Source organism: Pyxidicoccus sp. M6 (assembly GCF_055568925.1).
Genome location: NZ_CM145714.1, coordinates 12,939,801 through 12,958,626 on the forward strand (window position 1 = coordinate 12,939,801; position 18,826 = coordinate 12,958,626).

The window sequence follows — 18,826 nt, forward strand, 5'->3', positions numbered from 1 at the left end:
CCCACCCGCGAGAGCACCTCACGGATTGCCGCGTGTCAGACCGTGCGGATAGCGTTCCCTGCATGCCGGACATCCGCCTGCCAGCCGAAGCGAAGTACAAGACCGAGCTCGAAGCCCTCGTGGCCCACGACGACAAGCCCCGCCCTCCGGGTTGGGCGCTCTCGCCGCGCGCGGTGGAGACGTACATCCTCGGGAGCCCCAAGCCCGTGGGAGGCGTGCCGATTACGCCCAAGTACGTTGGTGACAAGGGACTCATCCAGGTGTGCATCGCGACGCTGGCCTCGGACCGCGCGCTGATGCTCGTGGGCGAGCCCGGCACCGCGAAGAGCTGGCTGTCCGAGCACCTGTCCGCCGCCATCAGCGGCACCTCGGCGCTCATCGTGCAGGGCACGGCGGGCACCAGTGAGGACCACCTCAAGTACTCGTGGAACTACGCGCTGCTCCTGGCGCAGGGCCCGTCACCGGCGGCGCTCGTCCCCTCTCCCGTGCTGCGCGCGATGCAAACGGGCAAGTTCGCCCGCTTCGAGGAGGTGACGCGCACGTCGCCGGAGATTCAGGACGCGCTCATCTCCATCCTCTCGGAGAAGCAGGTCTCCATTCCGGAGCTGGGCGAAGTCGTCAGCGCGCAGCGGGGCTTCAACCTCATCGCCACCGCGAACACGCGGGACCGCGGCGTGAACGAGATGAGCGCCGCGCTCAAGCGCCGCTTCAACTTCGTCACCGTGCCGGTGGTGGAGGACCTGGAGCAGGAAATCCAAATCGTGACGAAGCGCGAGGCGGAGCTGCGCAATGACTACCAGGTGGGCGTGCCGCCGACGGAGGAGCTGTCGCGCGTGCTGCTGACGCTCTTCCAGGAGCTGCGCAAGGGCGTGACGAAGGACGGGAAGACGAAGGTGCGCACGCCGGGCGCGGTGCTATCCACGGCGGAGGCCATCAGCGTGCTCTTCAACAGCGCCATCCTCGCGGACCAGTTCGGGAACGGGAAGGTGACGCCGAACGAGCTGGCGGCGTCGCTGGTGGGCGCGGTGGTGAAGGAGCAGGAGGACGACGTGAAGGCCCTGCGCGAGTACATGGAGACCGTGGCCAAGGGCCGCACGGGGCCGTGGAAGGAGCTGTACACCGCGAGCAAGAAGCTGCTGAGGGGCTGATGGACCTCGCCCTGCTCTCCCGGGTGCACCTGTTCCCGGTGCGCCACCACTCGCCACGCACCACCTCGGTGCTGGGCAAGTGGCTCGAACGTGTCCGGCCGGAAGTCATCCTCGTGGAAGGCCCGTGTGACGCGACGGGCCTCGTGGACGTGCTGTGTGACGAGGCCACGAAGCCGCCGGTGGCGATTCTGGGCTACCGGACGGATGGCACACCGCGCTCGGCGCTGTGGCCCTTCGCGGAGTACTCGCCCGAGTACGCGGCGCTGCGCTGGGCGAAGGCGAACAAGGCCCGCGCGGAGTTCATCGACATCCCCGTGGGCGTCAGCCTGGAGGTGGACCGGGGCGAGGACGGCGAGGAGCCCGGCGTCGAGAGCGACGACACGGAGTCCGCCGCCGTTGCATTGCCCGAGGAGCCCATCTCCGAGCGCTTCGCGAAGGAGCGCGGCTACCGTTCCTTCGAGGAGCTGTGGGAGGCGATGTTCGAGGCGCCGGACTGGACGCCCGAGGGCTTCCGGCCGGTGCTGCTCGCCTGGGCGGACGTGCTGAACGCGGGCCCTCGTCACGGCTATCACCGCTGGCGAGACGCCTTCATGGCGCGCAAGGTGCTGGAGGTGGTGGCCAGCGGCGTGCCACCGGAGAAGGTGGCGGTGGTGGCGGGCGCGGCGCACGTGGCGGCCTTCGTCGCGGGCGACGTGGAGCCGGCGCTGGAGGCGAAGCTGCCCAAGGGCGTGCCCTGCGCGGTGACGCTGATTCCGTACAGCTTCCCCCGGCTCGCGGAGCAGCTCGGGTATGGCGCGGGCAACCGGGCGCCGCACTTCTACCAGAAGGCCCACGAGGCCCAGTGCGACTTCCGGCGCGCGACGCTGGAGGTGCTCATCGACTTCGCGGGACACCTGCGCACGCGAGGCTTCACCGCGTCGCTGTCCGACGTGCTGGAGGCGTACCGGCTGGCGCTGACGCTGGCGGACCTGCGCGAGAAGAGCGCGCCGGGCCTGGATGAGTTGCGCGAGGCCACGGTGGCCACGCTGTGCCGCGGCGACGCGACGCACGTGGACAGCTTCCTGTGGAAGAGCGTCATCGGCCACCAGGTGGGCCGGGTGGCGAGCCGGATTGGACAGAACTCGCTCCAGGCGGAGTTCTGGCGCGAGGTGGACGCGCGCCGCCTGCCGCGCACGGACAGCCCGGAGACGTTCTCCCTGCGGCTGAACAACGACGTGGAGGTGGGCTCGTCGGTGTTCCTGCACCGGCTGCGCGTGGCGGAGATTCCGTACGCGTCGCTCCAGGGCGCGGGGCAGCAGCGGAACGCGCCGCCGCAGGAGGCCGGGGGCTATGCCGCGCTCACCCGCGTGCGCGAGTCCTGGCAGGCCCAGTGGACGCCGTCCACGGACGTGGCGCTGGTGGAGAAGATTGTCCTCGGCGACACGCTGGAGGCGGTGACGACGCGCGTCCTCCAGGAGCGGCTGAACGCGGCGAAGGCGACGGCCGACGCGGCGGAGGTGTTGCTCGAGTCTGTGATTACCGGCTGCTCGCAGACGGTGGCCTCGGCCCTTCGCGCCTGTGACGCGCATGCGTCGACGGACTCCGATTTGCCTTCGCTCGCTTCCGCCGCGCGGGCCCTCTCGGGTCTGGTGGCGTACGGCACGTCCCGCGCTCACGCCGACGTGGGCGACGAGGCGGTGGCGGTGCTGTGCGAGAAGACCTTCGGCCGCGCGCTGCTGCGCGTGCGTGAGGCCAGCGCCTGCGCGCCGGACGCGGTGAGCCCGGTGCTGGAGGCGCTGCGAACGCTGCACGAGGTGGCGCTGGCGCAGCCTCGCGCGGACAAGGCGGGCTGGCTCGCGGAGGCGCGCGGGCTGATGGAGAGCCACGCGGTGCACCCCGCGACGTCGGGGCTCGCCACGGGCCTGCTGTACCTCGCGCAGGAGCTCTCCGAGGCGGACGTGGCGCTCGAAGTGGGGCGGCGGCTGTCGCTGGCGGTGGAGCCGGAGGCGGGCGCGGCATACCTGGAGGGCTTCCTCCAGGTGAACGCGCTGGTGCTGGTGAAGAGCCGCGAGGTGGTGAAGGCGCTGGACGACTTCCTCTCCAGCGTGGAGGCCGAGCGCTTCCGTCAGACCCTCCCGGTATTGAGGAGAGCACTGGGCGCGCTGGGTCCCACGGAGCGCCGCTACCTGATGGAGAACATCGTGGCGGTGCGGCAGCTCGGGACGAAGGGGCGGGCGGTGAAGAGCGTCCTGGAAGAGAAGGACAAGGAGAAGCTCAAGGACATGAGCGCGGAGCTGGGCAAGGCGCTCGATGACCTGGACGACCTGCTATGAGCGTGGACCCCAAGGACCTGTCGGAGAAGGACCGCGATGCGCTGCTGCGCTGGCGGCTGGCGCTGGGCCCGGCGGCGGAGAAGACGGGCTCGTGCCCCTCGCTGCGAGGGCTCGCGGGTGGCGCGGGCGCGGTCGGCGTGGGCGAGGGAGACCTGGAGGAGTTGGATGACGCGCTCTCCTTCGTCTACGGCGAGAAGAGCGCGAGCGCCTCGGGCTCCCGGCCGTACATCCCCAAGTGGCTGGGCGCGCTGCGAGGCTTCTTCCGCGACGACGTGATTGCACTCGTGCAGAAGGATGCGATTGAAAAGAAGGGGCTGACGCAGCTCCTCTTCGAGCCGGAGACGCTTCCCTTCCTCGACAAGAACGTGGAGCTGGTCACCACGCTGGTCAGCGCGCGCGGGCTGATTCCGGACCAGGCGAAGGACATCGCCCGGCAAATCGTGCGCGAGGTGGTGGATGACCTCCGCAAGAAGCTGGAGTCGTCCGTCCGCACGGCCGTGTTCGGCGCGCTGAAGAGGGACAGGACGAGCCCGCTGCCGATTGCTCGCAACCTCGACTGGAAGCGCACGATTCGCCAGAACCTGAAGGGCTGGGACGCGGAGCGGAAGCGGCTGATTCCGGAGCGCTTCTACTTCTGGCCCAACCAGCGCCGTCACCACGAGTGGGACGTGACGCTGGTGGTGGACCAGTCCGGCTCCATGGCGGAGAGCGTGGTGTACAGCTCGGTCATGGCGGCCATCTTCGCGTCGCTGGACGTGCTGCGCACGAGCCTCGTCCTGTTCGACACGGAAGTGGTGGACATGACGCCCATGCTCGCGGACCCGGTGGAGGTGCTCTTCACCGCGCAGCTCGGTGGCGGCACGGACATCAACCGCGCGGTGGCGTATGCGCAGGCCAACCACGTGCAGAGGCCGGAGAAGACGCTCTTCATCCTGATTACCGACCTGTACGAGGGCGGCGACGCCGAGGAGCTGGTGGCGCGGCTGCGGCAGCTCGTGGACTCGCGCGCGAAGGTGCTGTGCCTGCTGGCGCTGTCGGACGGGGGCAAGCCCTCGTACGACCATGCGATGGCGGAGAAGCTCACCGCGCTGGGGATTCCGTGCTTCGGCTGCACGCCGCGCAGGCTGGTGGACGTGGTGGAGCGGGTGATGCGCAACCAGGACCTGGGGCCGCTCGTGTCGGCCGATAACGAGGCACGCCATGGCTGAGGTGCGGAAGATTACGGGGGGACTCGGGGCGCTGACTGAAATCATCAGCGACAAGGCGGAGCTGGCGAAGGGCGCGCAGCTCTTCGACGGCAAGCAACTGTCCAACCTGTCGCGGTACGAGAATCGACTGTTCGCGGACGCGCTGGGCTCGGGGGCGTCGCCGTACAAGGTGTCGCTGGTGTTCGGCGATGGGCGCGAGGTGAAGGGGCGCTGCTCGTGCATGGCGGCGCGCTCTCGGCCCTTCTGCAAGCACGCGGCGGCGCTGCTGGTGGCGTGGGCCCGGGCTCCGGAGGCCTTCGTCACCACGGACTCGGCGCCCGCGGGCGGCACCGACGGCTCGAAGAAGAAGAGCGTCAAGAAGGGCAAGGCGGAGACGGCAGACTTGATGAAGGCCGGCGTGACGCAGGTGTCCACGCTGGTGCGTGAGTTGGGACTGTCGGGCGTGGTGACGCTGGGCGAGGACCGGCCGGAGCAGGTGCGGCAGCTCGGCGAGGTGCTGCGGGCCAACGGCCTACGCCGGCTCGCTGCGCGCACGGTGGAGGTCGCTGGGCTCTTGGACCTCGCGGTGGCGCGCACGGGTACCTTCGAAGCGCCGGTGTACACGGACCTCATCGCGGACATGCTGCTCACCGTGCGCAAGGTGGAGAAGCACCTGGGCGGCGAGGCGCTGGAGGACCGCTACGTCGAGGAGCTGATTGGCAAGACGTGGACGAAGAAGGACCGCGCGCCGGTGGAGGGACTGACGCTGGTGGAGTACGCCTTCACCACGCGCACCACGCCGGACAACTTCCTCGTGCGCGAGAGCCGCTTCGTGGACCTGGTGTCCGGGAAGCACTACGCGGAGAAGCAGATTCTCCCCGCGTTCCTCAAGAGCGTGGAGCCGAAGAAGAGCCACGCGGGACAGGTGCTGGAGGGAGCGAAGGGCGGCCAGTACCCGGGCTTCGCGCCGCACCGGCTGGACCTGGATGCGGAGACGCGGAAGCTTCCGCTGGACGGCGCGGCGCTGCGGCGAATGGTGGAGGTGGCACTGCCCGACGTGGGCGCGGCGCTGACGGCCTTCCAGGAACACCGCAAGGACGTCTTCGCGCCGGACCTGCTGCCGGTGACGCTGAAGGTGGAGACGCTGTTGGCCAGTGGAAAGCGCTCGCAGTTGGTGGACTCCGGGGACAGGGGCCTGTTCCTCCCGGCGGATGCATCGCTGGAGGAGCCGCTGGCCGCGGCGCTGGAAGGCGCGAAGCTGAAGGTGGTGCTGGGTGACGTGGGCCTGGAGGCCGCGCTGCCCACGCTGTTCCCCCTCGCGGTGGTGGTGGAGACGTCCGAGGGATTGGAGCTGCGCGGCCTGGGCCGGCTGGAGGGCGAGGCCCTCGTATCGCGCCGGCGCGGAGGTGCGAAGCCGGTAGCGCCGGTGGCAGTGCCTCGGAGTGGCTGGTCCGACGCGGCGCGGGCGGCGGGTGCGTCGCGCGCGGCGATTGCGCTGGCGGAGGTACGGGACGAGCTGGCGGAGAAGTTCGCCAATGGCCTGCCCGCGCTGTCCCCGCGCGCGGTGGAGCCGCTCGTGGCCCGGCTGAAGGAGTTGGGGCTGGAGAAGCCGGCGGCGCTGCTGGAGGCGCTGGCTGGCAGGGCCGACGCGGCGGAGAAGCTGGACGACTTCATCAAGGTGTACCAGGTGCTCGGCATTGCCCTGGTGCGACTGGCGGGCGCGGTGCAGGTGGACGGCGGCGCGCTGCAGCCGGTGCCCACGCACCCGAGCATCCACGTGCACCGGCCCGAGGTGCCGCTGGCCCCCGGTGACGCGCTGCTGAAGCGGGCGCGCGGCGAGCTGACGCGCTACGAGGCGGCGGCCCATGCGGCGCACTACTACGCGAGCATGAGCCCGGACGTGCTGCTGGGCGAGCTGTACCCCGCCTGGAGCGACGGCGCGGCGAGCACCTTCGTGGCGCGCGCGGTGGCAGAGGGCGGGCGCGACAAGGCGCTGGCGGTGGCGAAGACGGCGCTCGCCGAGCACCACAGCCGCATGGTGCGCCGCACCGCCATTCGCGTGCTGGGCATGCTGGGTGGCACGGAGGCGCGGCAGCTCCTGGACGCGCTCACGCGCAAGGGACACGACGCGGGCCTGCGGCTGTACGCGCGCGAAGTGCTGGAGGACGTGCGGGCGCGCGAGTCCGGCCCGGACGCCGTGGCGGTGCTGCTGAAGACGAGGAAGGAGAAAATCCACGCGTACGCGCAGCGGGCGCTGACGGACTCCACGAAGGAGGCCCGGCGCAGCGCGGTGGACCAACTGGAGAGCGCGGGCCTGACGGTGGCGCTGCCGGTGCTGCGGCAGGTGCTCTACGGAGACCCGTCGCGCGAGGTGCGCAACCGCGCGGCCATGGCCCTGGCGTGGCTGGGAGACGCGGAGGTGCTGGAGCGCTTCGTCGCCAGCGTGGAGGCGCGCGGCGGGGACGACGAGGAGGCGAAGACGGCGACGTATGCCCTCGGCGTGCTGGGCGACGTGCGCGGCGCGGAGACGCTGCTGGCCGCCTTCGTGGATGGCTGGAAGCCGGGTGTGGTGTCCGAGTCGCTGAAGACCTTCGGCCTCGCCATGCTGGGCCCGACGGTGCGGCTGGCGGAAGTCCGGCCCGAGGCGGTGGAGCGTCAGGCGCTTCGCAACCTGTTCGAGAAGTTCCCCGCGCACGCGCTGACGCAGGCGCTACTCCAGCGCGTGGAGGCCTCGCGCGAGCTGCCGGAGCTCCTGGACCGCTGCGCGGTGTACCTGAAGCTCGCGGGAGAGAATGCGCATGGCGCCGGGAAGCTGGTGGCCGCGGCGCTGCTGGACATCCCCGCCGTCGCCGGGGACAAGACGCTGTCCCGCACGGCGAAGAAGCTGCTGGGAGTGAAGGCGTAGCCGCTCACGCCTCCACGGTCACTCCGTGCCAGAAGGCCACGTGTCCGGTGATGTTGGACGCGGCGGCCTTCGGCTCCGGGTAGTACCAGGCGGCGTCCTTGTTCACCTGCCCGCCGACGACGACGTCGTAGTAGCTCGCCGTGCCCTTCCACGGGCAGACGGTGTGCGTGTCGCTGGGGCGGAAGTATTCGCGGCGGATGGCGTCCGGAGGGAAGTACCAGTTGCCCTCCGCCTTCTCGCAGCGCGGGCTCTCCGCAATCACCACACCGTTCCACTTCGCGACGGGCATGACCGTCCTCCTTCCGTGACTCTCGAACGGCCATAACGGCGGGCGCGCGACCCTGCACCCACGCAAGCGCGCCCGCCGCACGGCCTGTCGGGTGCTTCACGGCCCGCATGGCCGCGAGCACCGGGGCTCTCCGCTCAACCCACCCGGGCCGCGCTCTGCTCGGACTGGCCGTCGAGGAAGGTGCCCAGGGTGGCGTTGACGAGCGCGGGCTCCTCGACGGTGACGGAGTGGCCTCCGCGCGGCAGGCGCACCAGGCGCGAGCCGGGGATGAGCTGGTGGAGCTTCTCGGCCTTCGCGGGGACGGTGGCCACGTCCTCCTCGCCCACGACGATGAGCGTGGGCACGCGGATGCTGGGCAGCTCCTCGGTGACGGCCCGGCGCTTGATGACGCCATTCACCGCGCGCCAGATGTCCTTGCGGTTCTCCATCAGCCGCGTGCGCCAGAGATTCCGCTCCTCGGCGCGGTTCGGGTCGTTGAGGAAGCTCTTGCCGAACATGATGCGCATCACCGGGTCCGCCACCGGCCGCATGCCCGCGAGCCGGGCGATGAGGTTGAGCAGCGTGTAGCGCGGCACGTTGGCCAGGGGCTCGGGGTCACCGGACGTCTCCAGCAGCACCAGCGAGCGCAGCAGGTCCGGCCGCCGCGACGCGAGCCGCATGCCCATGAAGCCGCCCATGGACAGGCCCACGAAGTGGACCGGCTTCACCGCGAGCTTCTCGATGAGGCCAATCGCATCCAGGTACAGCGTCTCCATGTCGATGACGCTCTCCGGCGGCACCGCGCTGCGGCCCTGCCCCCGGTGGTCATACGCGATGCAGCGGTACCGGCTGCGCAGCGCATCCACCTGCGGGTCATACAGACGCGTGCTCCACAGCAGGCCATGGCTGAAGACGATGGTGGGACCAGGGCCCCCCGTGTCCTCGTAGTACAGCTCGGTTCCGTTCACGGACAGCATCGGCATCGGCGGTTCCCTCCCCGTCCCGAAGGATAGGCCATCCCATGACGCGACGTTCCAGCCCGAAGTGGTACGGGACGTCATCCGTCGGACGGACGCGCTCCGAGGCACGTCCGGGCGTCGCAGCGCCCTCGCACTCCGGGAGAGGCCCGGGCGTTACCAGAGCCCGCGCGCCTGGAGCAGCTCGCCCACGCGCTGGGGCGCGGCGCGGTACGCGGTGAAGAAGTCCTCGGCGGCCTCGGGCGACAGGTCCTCCCAGACGAGGACGCCGGAGCCATCCTCGCGGCGGCAACGCACGAAGGTGGCGCGCACGTGCTCGGGCGACTCGAAGCGGAGGCTGTCGAGGAGCAGCGGGCTCTGGCTGGTGAGGAACGACTGGCGCTGCCCGAGCTGCTCCAGCCCCGCGCGGAGCTGCCGCGGGTGGAGCGCGTGCGCCAGTTCATCCGCCACCACCACCGCGCGCGCATGCGCGAGGTAGTGCTGGAACGCGACGAGCCGCTTCTGCCCGTAGCCCAGCGCGCGCGCGGAGACGCGCTGCCCGCCCGGCCCGGTGAAGACGAGGTCCAGGTGGCCCAGCGACAGCGTCTCGTACTTGCCCTGCGGCTGCGACTCGAGCGGCGCCAGCAGCGCCTCGGCGGAGGCGAAGCCGAGCAGCCGCGCGGAGTCGCGCAGGAAGGGGATGCTGTCGCCCGGAAGCACGTACCGCGCGGAGCCCCACTGCGCCGCGGCCACCTTGCGCAGCCCATCCAGCAGGTCCTCCGACGCGAGGCCCGTACCGGTGGCGAGCACGCCCTCCGCGCGCCGCGACAGGCGCAGCTCCACCTGGAGGAGCTGCTCGAAGTACGCGAGCCCCTCGTCGAAGCGGCCCAGGCCCGCCTGCGCGGACACCTCGCGGGCCATGGCGAGCAACGGCTCCACGGCGGCGGTGCCCTCGCCCGTCTTCTCCACCCAGGCAATGCCGCCGGACATCAGCACCAGCCACAGCCGTCCGCCCACCTCGGGGGCGATGCGCTCGTGCACGACGTCCGAGGTGTCGTCCTGCCGGGACACCGTCACCTGCTGCCCCTCGCGGTGGATGACGAGCGGCCACGCCATGTCCCCCGGCGCGACGACCAGGTCCATGATGAGCCCACTGCCCGAGTCACCCGCCTCGTTGCGCACGCGCACGGTGATGCGGCCGGTGTCGGAGGCCAGCTCGTATTCCAGGTCGAACGCCTCCGACCGGAGCGCGCTGAAGTCCGAGCTCGCCACGGCGGCCACCAACTCCAGCAGCGTCGTCTTCCCGGTGCCGTTCTCGCCGAGGAGCACGTTGAACGACGGGCTGAACGTCAGCCGCGTCCCGGGCTGCACCACGCGGAACCGGTGAACCTGAAGCCACTGGAGCTTGAGCATCGGCCGCGAGGCTCCTCTCGCACGCCCCCAGCGTCAACTCACGGCCCCCTCCGCCGCCCCCGCGGCATTCCCCAAACGGATGTAGGTGCCTTCCCGCACCCACACACAGAAAACACGAATTCACTGCTGGTCAAGATAGATGAGCGCAAATAACCGGATTCACTACGGTTTCCTTACTGCAATAAAATTGCACTTATACAATTTGACTAAACTTTTCATTTTATGCGACTCCTAGCGCCCGGCCGCTTGGCCGATCAGGAGGAAGCCCCCCATGCGTATGAGTCGCTTCGTTTCAATCCTCCCGCTGCTTGTCGGGAGTGCTTGCGGTGTAGAGACCCTCGATGCCGACAGTCAGTCACCGCAGGACACGCTGGTGACGACCCAGGCGGGCCAGGGCCTGCGTGCGGTGCAGTCTCAGAAGCCGGAGTTCCTGAAGGGCGCGGGTGAGGTGGCGGCGAAGCGTTCGGTGGCCGAGCTGGGGGGCGAGGTCCACGAGCGTCTGACGCAGAGCGTCGCTGGCGTGCCGGTGTTCGGCTCGCAGTCCATCGTCCACCTGAAGTCTGACGGCAGCATCTCCTCCATCACCGACAAGTTCGCGCGTGACCTGAAGGTGGACACGCGGCCGGGCATCGGTTCGGAGAAGGCCATCCAGGCCGCCGTGGCGCAGATGACCGCGGGCAGCGTGCTGACGAGCGCGCCGAAGGTGGACCTGCAGATTCTGCCGGACGCCATCGGCAAGGGCGGGCGGCTGACGTGGCGGGTGCAGCTCGAGGCCGTCTCGGCCGAGGGCGAGCCGCAGCAGCCGAACATCTTCGTCGACGCGCAGTCCGGCGAGACGGCGCTGAAGTTCGACAACATCAAGACGAGCCGCAACCGCAAGACGTACACGGCCAGCAACCGCACCACGCTGCCCGGCACGCTGGTGCGCAGCGAGACCACGGGGACCTCGACCGACGCGGTGCTGAACCAGGCGCACGACAACGCGGGCTTCACCTACGACTTCTACTTCACGAAGTTCGGGCGTGACAGCTACGACGGACTGGGGACGAACCTCATCTCGTCGGTGCACTACAGCAAGAACTACGTGAACGCGTTCTGGAACGGGACGCAGATGGTGTACGGCGACGGCGACGGCTCGCAGTCCGGCCCGCTGACCGTGCTGGACGTGGTGGGCCACGAGCTGACCCACGCGGTGACGGACACCTCCTCCGAGCTCATCTACTCGGGTGAGTCCGGCGCCCTCAACGAGGCGATGTCCGACGTCTTCGGCGCCACCATCGAGGCGTTCCGCGACGGCGCGGTCAGCGCGAACACCTGGAAGGTGGGCGAGGAGTGCTGGACTCCGGCCACCGCGGGCGACGCGCTCCGCTACATGAACGACCCGGCCACCGCGGGTGACTATGACTACTACCCGACCCGGTACACCGGCACTTCGGACAACGGCGGCGTGCACTGGAACTCGGGCATCGCGAACCTGGCGTTCAAGCTGATGGTGACGGGCGGCACGCACCCGCGCGGCAAGACCACCACCGTGGTGCCGGCGCTGGATGCGGACCCGTACACGAGCATCATGAAGGGCGCGGCCATCTTCTACCGTGCCAACACGGTGTACCTGACGCCGGGCAGCACCTTCTCCGAGGCGCGCGGCGCCACGGCGCAGGCGGCGCAGGACCTGTACGGCGCCACCGCGGCGGCCTCGGTGAACGCGGGCTGGACGGCGGTGGGCGTGCCGAATCCGCCGACCTGGACGGTCATCTCCACGGTGAACAACCTGTCCGGCGCTCGCAACAGCAACACGAACTTCAGCTACGTCACGCCGGCCGGCGCGACGGCGATGAAGTTCCAGCTCGCCGGCGGCACGGGTGACGCGGACCTGTACGTGCGGTTCGGCAGCGCGCCGACCACCACCACGTACGACTGCCGCTCGGCTGGCGCCACCGCCGACGAGTCCTGCGTCATCAACGGCGCGAAGCAGGGCACGTACTACGTCCTCATCAAGGGCTACACGGCCTTCTCCGGCACCACCTGGACGGTGAGCTCCGGCCAGTAGTCCCCGGTAGCAGGTGATTCACACACCGGCGCGGCTGCCCTCGAGGCGGCCGCGCCGGTTGTCTTTTGGGCGGCTCACGCAATGCGTTGCACCGCCGTGTCATCCCTTACGGCATCCAGCTAAAGCAGAACATGCGGGAATCCCTTATTAAATTTCAAATTCCTTAATCACTGGACAAATGGTAAATATCGCACTCTCCGTGAAGCGAGGTGCGCATGCCAGTGAAGTCATACGTTTCCAGCCGCGTTGCTTCTATCGTTTCCCTCCTCCTGGTGTGCGTGGCGTGGAGTGGGGCCCGGGCAGCGGGCTGGTCGCCCGCGCCGCCCATGGCGAATGCCCGTTCCCTGCACAGCACGACCCGGCTGGCGAACGGCAATGTCTTGGTGGCGGGGGGCTACAACATCACGACGGCGTGGAACTACCCGACCGCCGTCGAGCAGTACAGCCCGACGACCAACACGTGGACGGCGGCGGGCACCCTGCTCCGTGGACGCCGGGCCCATGCGGCCACGCTGTTGCAGGACGGCAGGGTGCTCGTCACGGGAGGGGAGAGCGCCAGCGGCACCCTGTCCCAGGCTGAGCTGTACAACCCGGTGACCAACACGTGGACGGCCGCTGCCTCCATGATTGTCGCGCGCGCATTCCATGCGGCCGTCCGGCTCCAGAACGGGAAGGTGCTGGTGACGGGAGGCGCTCCCGTCAATTCCGCGACGAACACGGCCGAGCTGTACGACCCGGCGACCAACACCTGGACCATCGTTTCGGCCATGAGCGCCGCCCGCACGCAGCACAGCGCGGCCCTGCTGGCGGATGGAAGGGTGCTGGTGGCGGGTGGCTACACCGGTGGCCCCCTCTACTGGGCCACTGCCGAGGTGTACAACCCGGCGACCAACTCCTGGTCGCCCGCGGGCTCCATGAGCTCGCCCCGGCTGCTGTTCCCCACGGTGCTCCTCTCCAGCGGCAAGGTGCTGGCGGTGGGGGGCAACTCCGGAGGGGGCGTGCTGGCCAGCGTGGATGCGTACGACCCGGCGACCAATACCTGGGCCGCCGTGGCGTCCATGGGGACGCCTCGCTACATGCACACCGCGACCGTGCTCGCGAATGGCCAGGTCCTGGCGGCGGGAGCCTATGGACGGGACAACTCCGAGGTCTACGCTCCGGCGACCAACACCTGGACGGGCGCAGGAGTGATGAGCAGCACCCGCGGTGAGCACACCGCGACGCTCCTCGCCAACGGGAAGGTCCTGGTGACGGGCGGCAACAGCGGCAACATCCAGCTCGCGACCGCGGACCTGTACTCGCCCGAGACGGGTGGAGACCTGGGCTCGGTGCTGGGCACGGGACTGGCGGCGGGGGACACGTGCACCGCCACCAACGAGTCCACGCCCGCGTGCAGCGCCGGCAGCACCGCGCCGGACCGGAGCTTCACGTGGACGGCGCCCTCGTCCGGCACCTTCACCGTGTCGACGACGGGCTCCAACTTCGACACCGTGCTGTCCCTCTTCGACGCGAACACGGGCGCGGCGCTCGGGTGCAACGACGACGTGAGTAGCACCAACTTCCAGTCGTCCATCGCCGTGCCACTCACGGTGGGCCAGCGGATTCGCATCGTCGTGGATGGCTACCGGGCGCGGTGCGGCACCCTCTCGCTCAACATCCAGTAGTCGCAGTCAGGGCGGGGCGCTCCCGGGGACGCCGGGGGCGCGGGGGATTCCTGTCTGTTCAAACCCGGCATGGAGGCTTGCCATGAATCTGAGACGGCTGTGCAGCATCTTCGTCGTGCCCGCGCTGCTGGCGACCGGCTGTGGAGCACTGGAGGACTCGAAGGCCGTTGACGTCGAGGCACGGGAGGCGGCGAGCGCGGACCTCGCCACGTCGGCCGTCTTCTCGGGCACGGTGCTCAACGAGGCAGGCGCCGTGCAGGCGGGCGTCACGGTGGTCATCAACGGAGTCTCCCGGACCACGGACACCAACGGCCGGTACGTCATGTCCGTCGTGGCGTCGACCAGCGGCTACAACCTCACCCTCCGGAAGAACGGGCTGGCCTCGACGACCGAGTTCTACTCAGCGGGCAAGACGAACAACAGCCACACCCTGCAGACAGGCTTCGTGCAGGCCATCTCCCCGACGGTGGACAACACGGTGACCGCGCCCGGAGGCGTGAAGGTGACGCTGAAGGCGAACACGCTCGTCAACGCCAGCGGCGTGCCGGCCACGGGCCCGGTCAGCATCACCGTCGCGAGCTATGACCCGATGCGCATGCCGGGCGACTTCACGGCGGTGAACTCCGGCGGGCAGCAGGTCGCGCTCGAATCCGTGGGCGCTGTCTTCATTGGTGCCACGGATTCCAGCGGCCAGGCGCTCAAGCTGGCGGCGGGTGCCACCGCGACGGGCTTCATCCCCGTGCCCTCGCAGGTGGGCAGCATGCCGCCGTGCGTCTTCGACGGCACCTGCCGGCTCGCGATGTGGAAGTTCAACGAGACCACGGGCAAGTGGGAGGAGAAGTCCGCCAACATGCAGGTCACCGCGGCGGGCACCACCTTCACCATGCAGGGTCAGAGCAGCGTCTCCGGCCTGTCGCCCACCGCCGTCCCCATCATCTCGGGCGAGCTGGGCATCTGGAACGCGGACATCGAGAAGAGCCAGCCCGCCTGCACCATCATCGAGCTCGTGGGCTTCCCGCTGGAGTGCTTCGGCACGGCGGGCTCCGTCCGGTTCAACCTCAAGCTGCCCAACGCGGCGGGCACGCTCATTGCGCGCACCGACACGCTGTCCACGGCGTCTCCCTTCATCGTGCTCTACAACATCCGCGCGAACGCCGTGCAGGAGGTGGGCCTCCAGTTCCCGTCCGGCGTCCCCACGGCCTGCGCGAAGAACCTGGACATCTCCTCCACGCCCGCCGCCGAGACCGGCTACCCGCTGTACACGCCCGCGGGCGGAGTCACCCGGTTCAACTCGGGCGCTCCTTGGGGGAAGACCGGCTTCCCGACGGACGCGGGCGGCAGCTTGATCAACCTCGACGACGTGGTCGGACAAACGCACCCCTGCAAGTCGCACGTGCAGTTCATGACGCAGCTGTAGTCCCTCCCCCGCGCGGCCTGTCCCCTGAAGCCCTGGGGGGACAGGCCGCTCCTCCATCACGACGCACGCGGCACCCGGTTGAGGAGACACCCGATGAACAAGGATTGTTGCTGGAGCAGCCTTCTTCTTGGTGCTTGCGCTGTCCTGAGCCTGGCCTGCGGTGAAGGCCCTCTGCCCGAGGAGGAACAGGCGGGTGCTGGCAGCCCAGCGGACGAGGTCGGCTCCGTGGCGGAAGCGAGCCAGGCGCTGACCGACGAGCTCGGCTCGGTGCTGGGCTCACCCGTCACCGCGAACAATACGTGCGGAGCGGTCAATGAACACACGCCCATCTGCGCCACCCTCACCAATGCCCCCGACCGTTCCTATTACTGGACCGCGCCCTTCACCGGCACGTTCACCTTCACCACGGCGGGCTCAGCCCTCGATACGGTGCTCTGGGTTCTCGATGCGTCCACCAATGCGTCGCTGGGCTGCAGCGATGATGTGAACGGCACGTACCAGTCCTCCGTGACGGTGAACCTCACCGTCCGCACGCGGGTCAAAATCGTGGTCGATGGCTACAACACCCGCTGCGGCAACTTCGTGCTCAACATCACCTCGCCGACCTTCGCGAGCTGCGCGGCGGTGAAGGCCGCGAATCCAAACGCTCCGGATGGGGAGTACGTCATCAACCCGCCCGGCGCCGGGCCCATCTCCGCCTACTGCGACATGCGGCTGGGGGTCGAGCTCTGCACGGAAGTCGCGGGCGTTCACAGTGGGAGGACGCGTGAGGGCTCGGGCCTCGCCTACGTCATGACGAGCGTGCTCGACCGCGCCTCCGGGCTCTGCTCCATGTGGGCCCTCCGCGTCGCTAGCGATAACAATCCAATCACCTCACTCAGCGCCGCTGGGAACCCGAGCATGGGGACCTGTCAGGCCCTGGGCTTCGTGGGGGATGGGACGTTCAGCTACTGCAAGTTCGGTAGCTATGAGGGGACCTGCGGCTACGACGTGAGCAACGGCTATTATCGATATGGCAATTCCTGCACGGGCTGTACCTTGAACGAGGGCTACTACCCCTCGTACCGGCGCCAGGGCCCGATGATGGTTGCCTCGGTCCTCTCGAACATGGATGGCAGCATCCGTTCGAGCTGTCGCACGCGCTGACGGGTTCCAGAGGGCCTCGGAAAGAAGGTGGGGCTCCTCGGAATGGGGCCCTACCTTCCCGGTCAGGCGGGCTGCGTTCTCGCTCGGCGGCTTCCCGGGTCCGGTGCCACCTGCTTCTCGGGAGTCACCGGGAGCCCTGCTTGTGTCGCGTCGCCCCCCGGGGCAGCATCCGGTTACCACTCCGATGCGCCCCCCTCGCCCCGCTCTGCTCGCCCTCGTGGTCCTCGCCCTGATTGCGGCGGCCGCGGGAATCACCTTCTCGCTGCGCTCCCCTCCTCCGGAGCCCGCGCCTGCCGCCGCCGCTCCCGCGCCCGCCGCGCCCACCGTGACGGCGAGCGCCCCCGCGACTCCGGCGCCCGCGCCCGCACCCGCACCCGCGCAGGCCGCCGCACACCCCGCGAACACCTACGTCGGCTCCAAGGCCTGCAGCGAGTGCCACGAGGACGAGCACGCCGCGTGGAGCAAGGACTGGCACTCGCGCGCGCTGTCTCCGGCCACGCAGAAGTTCGTCGTCGGCAACTTCCGCAATGCGCACTTCAAGGGTGACTCCAGCGAGGCGTGGATGCGCCGCGACGCGGACAAGCACCTCATGCGCACCCGTGGCGCCGACGGCGAGCTCGCCGAGTTCCCCGTGAACTGGGTCGTCGGCGGCAAGCGCATGCAGGACCCCGTCACCATCCTCCCCGACGGCCGCTGGCAGGTGCTCCCCGTCTACTTCCACGTCACCGGCAAGGGCGAGTGGGTGGACTACTCCGAGACGAAGCAGGGCGCCCTCACCCCGGACCACCCCTTCTTCTGGGCCAACTTCCGCCGCAGCGCGCAGCACGCGTGCCTCGACTGCCACGTCACCGGGCTCGAGGCGAGCTACGACCGCGACGCGAAGACCTGGGCCACGAAGTTCACCGACCACGGCGTCGCCTGCGAGAGCTGCCACGGCCCCGGCGCGCGCCACGCCGACTCGCAGGACCCGAAGGACATCATCCAGCCGTCGAAGCTCTCCAACGCGGAGGCCCTCGCCGTCTGCGCCCAGTGCCACGGCCCGCGCCGCCCGCTGTTCCCCATCCTCGACGGTGCCCACCGCTTCCGGCCCGGCCAGCGCTACGACGACTACTACCAGCCAATCGTCCTCATGGTCGGCAACGAGCGCTCCGGCGACTACTTCACAGACGGCCGCCCGAGCACCTCCAGCTTCGAGTACCAGGCCCTCATCCAGTCCAAGTGCCACCTCCAGGGCGGAGCCACCTGCCTCACCTGCCACACCGCGCCCCACGAGAAGCACGCCGCCAACGAGCTCGAGCAGCCCAAGCCGGGCAAGACGCCGGCCCACGTCTCCGTCAGCGCCTCCACCTGCCATCAGTGCCACGAGGACGTCTTCGCCCAGGGCAAGGCGCACACGCACCACACCGCCCGCGCGGCCAATGACTGTCTGTCCTGCCACATGCCGCCCGTCGTCTCCGGCGTGCTCGACAAGTTCGCCGACCACGCCATCGACGTACCCGCGCCGGACAACACGAGCCGCCACGAAATCCCCAACGCCTGCAACACCTGCCACACGAAGGAGAAGCCCGAGGCCATGTCCCAGGCGCTCCTGAAGTGGTGGCCGCGGGCCGGCACGCGCCAGCAGCGCCGCCTGAGGCTGGCCGATGCCTTCGACGACAAGACGGCCGCCACCAGCCGCCCCGCGCTGGAGGCCGTGCTCGCGGACACCACCGAGGCTCCGTCGCTGCGCGGCGTGGCCGCGAAGCTGCTGGCCCGCCGCTTCAAGCATGACGCCGTGCCCGCCCTGCGCGCGGCGCTGAAGGGCACCACGGACAGCCTGCTGCGCTCGGACATCATCGACGGCCTGGGCGCGGCGGGCGCGCGCGAGGCCGCGAATGACCTGGTGCCGCTCCTCACGGACAGCTCGCTCTGGGTGCGGCAGGCCGCCGCGCTGACGATGGCGGGCCTCGGAGACCTGCGCGCGGTGCCCACGCTGGAGGCCCTGGCCAGCCGGCCGGAGACGTCCGGGCTGGTGCAGCCGCACATCATGCTCGGCCAACTCGCCATCCGCCGGAAGGACCTGACCACCGCCACCCGCGAGTTCGAGCGCGCGCTGGACCTCCAGCCCTACAACGCCGAGGCCCTCGTGAGGCTCGCGGACCTGTACGTCGTGCAGGGCCAGCCGCAGCGCGGCCAGGAGCGGCTGGAGGAGGCCCTGCGCTTCGACCCGCAGAGCCGCGCCGCGAAGCAGCGCCTCAACATGCTCCGCCAGGGGCAGTGAGCCGACGCACACGGCAGGCCGCGGAGCGCCGCCAGTAGAGGGCTCCGCGACTCCCGCGCCCGGGCCGCGTCAGCGCAACAGGGCCCGGACCGCGCCAGCG

Annotated in this window: 12 protein-coding genes; 9 read left to right on the forward strand and 3 right to left on the reverse strand. The window is 69.8% G+C overall.

Translation table 11 applies throughout. The annotated features are described in order from the left end of the window. Positions 1-62 precede the first annotated feature (62 nt). The 4 genes from ACVTJA_RS51145 to ACVTJA_RS51160 are packed head-to-tail and all read left to right on the forward strand — an operon-like array spanning position 63 to position 7,552. Positions 63-1,148 (forward strand): ATP-binding protein, encoded by a 1,086-nt coding sequence (locus tag ACVTJA_RS51145; protein WP_465832056.1) that lies wholly within the window; start codon positions 63-65, stop codon positions 1,146-1,148. Then, positions 1,148-3,460 (forward strand): DUF5682 family protein, encoded by a 2,313-nt coding sequence (locus tag ACVTJA_RS51150; protein ID WP_465832058.1) that lies wholly within the window; start codon positions 1,148-1,150, stop codon positions 3,458-3,460. The genes ACVTJA_RS51145 and ACVTJA_RS51150 overlap by 1 nt, the downstream gene beginning before the upstream one ends. Beyond that, positions 3,457-4,668, forward strand: a complete 1,212-nt coding sequence (locus ACVTJA_RS51155) for a VWA domain-containing protein (protein WP_465832060.1) — start codon at positions 3,457-3,459, stop codon at positions 4,666-4,668. The genes ACVTJA_RS51150 and ACVTJA_RS51155 overlap by 4 nt, the downstream gene beginning before the upstream one ends. Further along, the gene (locus ACVTJA_RS51160; protein WP_465832061.1) at positions 4,661-7,552 is read left to right on the forward strand and encodes a HEAT repeat domain-containing protein; all 2,892 of its coding nucleotides are present in this window, start codon (positions 4,661-4,663) and stop codon (positions 7,550-7,552) included. The genes ACVTJA_RS51155 and ACVTJA_RS51160 overlap by 8 nt, the downstream gene beginning before the upstream one ends. A gap of 4 nt (positions 7,553-7,556) precedes the next feature. Here ACVTJA_RS51160 and ACVTJA_RS51165 read toward each other — a convergent pair whose 3' ends face one another. The 3 genes from ACVTJA_RS51165 to ACVTJA_RS51175 form a co-directional block, all read right to left on the reverse strand. Further along, positions 7,557-7,841, reverse strand: a complete 285-nt coding sequence (locus ACVTJA_RS51165; RefSeq protein WP_465832062.1) for a DUF427 domain-containing protein — start codon at positions 7,839-7,841, stop codon at positions 7,557-7,559. Positions 7,842-7,975: 134 nt separating this feature from the next. Further along, positions 7,976-8,803, reverse strand: coding sequence for an alpha/beta fold hydrolase (locus ACVTJA_RS51170; RefSeq protein WP_465832063.1), 828 nt, complete (start codon positions 8,801-8,803; stop codon positions 7,976-7,978). Between the two features lie 150 nt (positions 8,804-8,953). Beyond that, on the reverse strand, positions 8,954-10,189 hold the full coding sequence (locus tag ACVTJA_RS51175; protein WP_465832065.1) for an AAA family ATPase: 1,236 nt from the start codon (positions 10,187-10,189) through the stop codon (positions 8,954-8,956). Positions 10,190-10,562: 373 nt separating this feature from the next. Here ACVTJA_RS51175 and ACVTJA_RS51180 point away from each other — a divergent pair, with 373 nt between their 5' ends. The 5 genes from ACVTJA_RS51180 (at position 10,563) to ACVTJA_RS51200 (ending at position 18,726) form a co-directional block, all read left to right on the forward strand. Continuing rightward, positions 10,563-12,239, forward strand: a complete 1,677-nt coding sequence (locus tag ACVTJA_RS51180) for a M4 family metallopeptidase (RefSeq protein ID WP_465832066.1) — start codon at positions 10,563-10,565, stop codon at positions 12,237-12,239. Between the two features lie 326 nt (positions 12,240-12,565). Beyond that, positions 12,566-13,903, forward strand: coding sequence for a Kelch repeat-containing protein (locus tag ACVTJA_RS51185; protein ID WP_465832067.1), 1,338 nt, complete (start codon positions 12,566-12,568; stop codon positions 13,901-13,903). 82 nt (positions 13,904-13,985) lie between these two features. Further along, positions 13,986-15,320: a carboxypeptidase-like regulatory domain-containing protein gene (locus tag ACVTJA_RS51190; protein WP_465832069.1), complete on the forward strand. Its 1,335-nt coding sequence runs from the start codon at positions 13,986-13,988 to the stop codon at positions 15,318-15,320. A 225-nt stretch (positions 15,321-15,545) separates the two neighbouring features. Next, positions 15,546-16,466: a fibrinogen-like YCDxxxxGGGW domain-containing protein gene (locus ACVTJA_RS51195; protein WP_465832071.1), complete on the forward strand. Its 921-nt coding sequence runs from the start codon at positions 15,546-15,548 to the stop codon at positions 16,464-16,466. Positions 16,467-16,650: 184 nt separating this feature from the next. Further along, positions 16,651-18,726 carry a HEAT repeat domain-containing protein gene (locus ACVTJA_RS51200; RefSeq protein ID WP_465832072.1) on the forward strand — a complete coding sequence of 692 codons (2,076 nt, stop codon included), beginning with the start codon at positions 16,651-16,653 and terminating at the stop codon, positions 18,724-18,726. Positions 18,727-18,826 lie beyond the last annotated feature (100 nt).

Coding starts and splice junctions, on each gene's coding strand:
- ACVTJA_RS51145 (WP_465832056.1), top strand. CDS start 63: ATGCCGGACATCCGCCTGCCAGCCGAAGCGAAGTACAAGACCGAGCTC.
- ACVTJA_RS51150 (WP_465832058.1), top strand. CDS start 1,148: ATGGACCTCGCCCTGCTCTCCCGGGTGCACCTGTTCCCGGTGCGCCAC.
- ACVTJA_RS51155 (WP_465832060.1), top strand. CDS start 3,457: ATGAGCGTGGACCCCAAGGACCTGTCGGAGAAGGACCGCGATGCGCTG.
- ACVTJA_RS51160 (WP_465832061.1), top strand. CDS start 4,661: ATGGCTGAGGTGCGGAAGATTACGGGGGGACTCGGGGCGCTGACTGAA.
- ACVTJA_RS51165 (WP_465832062.1), bottom strand. CDS start 7,841: ATGCCCGTCGCGAAGTGGAACGGTGTGGTGATTGCGGAGAGCCCGCGC.
- ACVTJA_RS51170 (WP_465832063.1), bottom strand. CDS start 8,803: ATGCCGATGCTGTCCGTGAACGGAACCGAGCTGTACTACGAGGACACG.
- ACVTJA_RS51175 (WP_465832065.1), bottom strand. CDS start 10,189: ATGCTCAAGCTCCAGTGGCTTCAGGTTCACCGGTTCCGCGTGGTGCAG.
- ACVTJA_RS51185 (WP_465832067.1), top strand. CDS start 12,566: ATGGCGAATGCCCGTTCCCTGCACAGCACGACCCGGCTGGCGAACGGC.
- ACVTJA_RS51190 (WP_465832069.1), top strand. CDS start 13,986: ATGAATCTGAGACGGCTGTGCAGCATCTTCGTCGTGCCCGCGCTGCTG.
- ACVTJA_RS51200 (WP_465832072.1), top strand. CDS start 16,651: ATGCGCCCCCCTCGCCCCGCTCTGCTCGCCCTCGTGGTCCTCGCCCTG.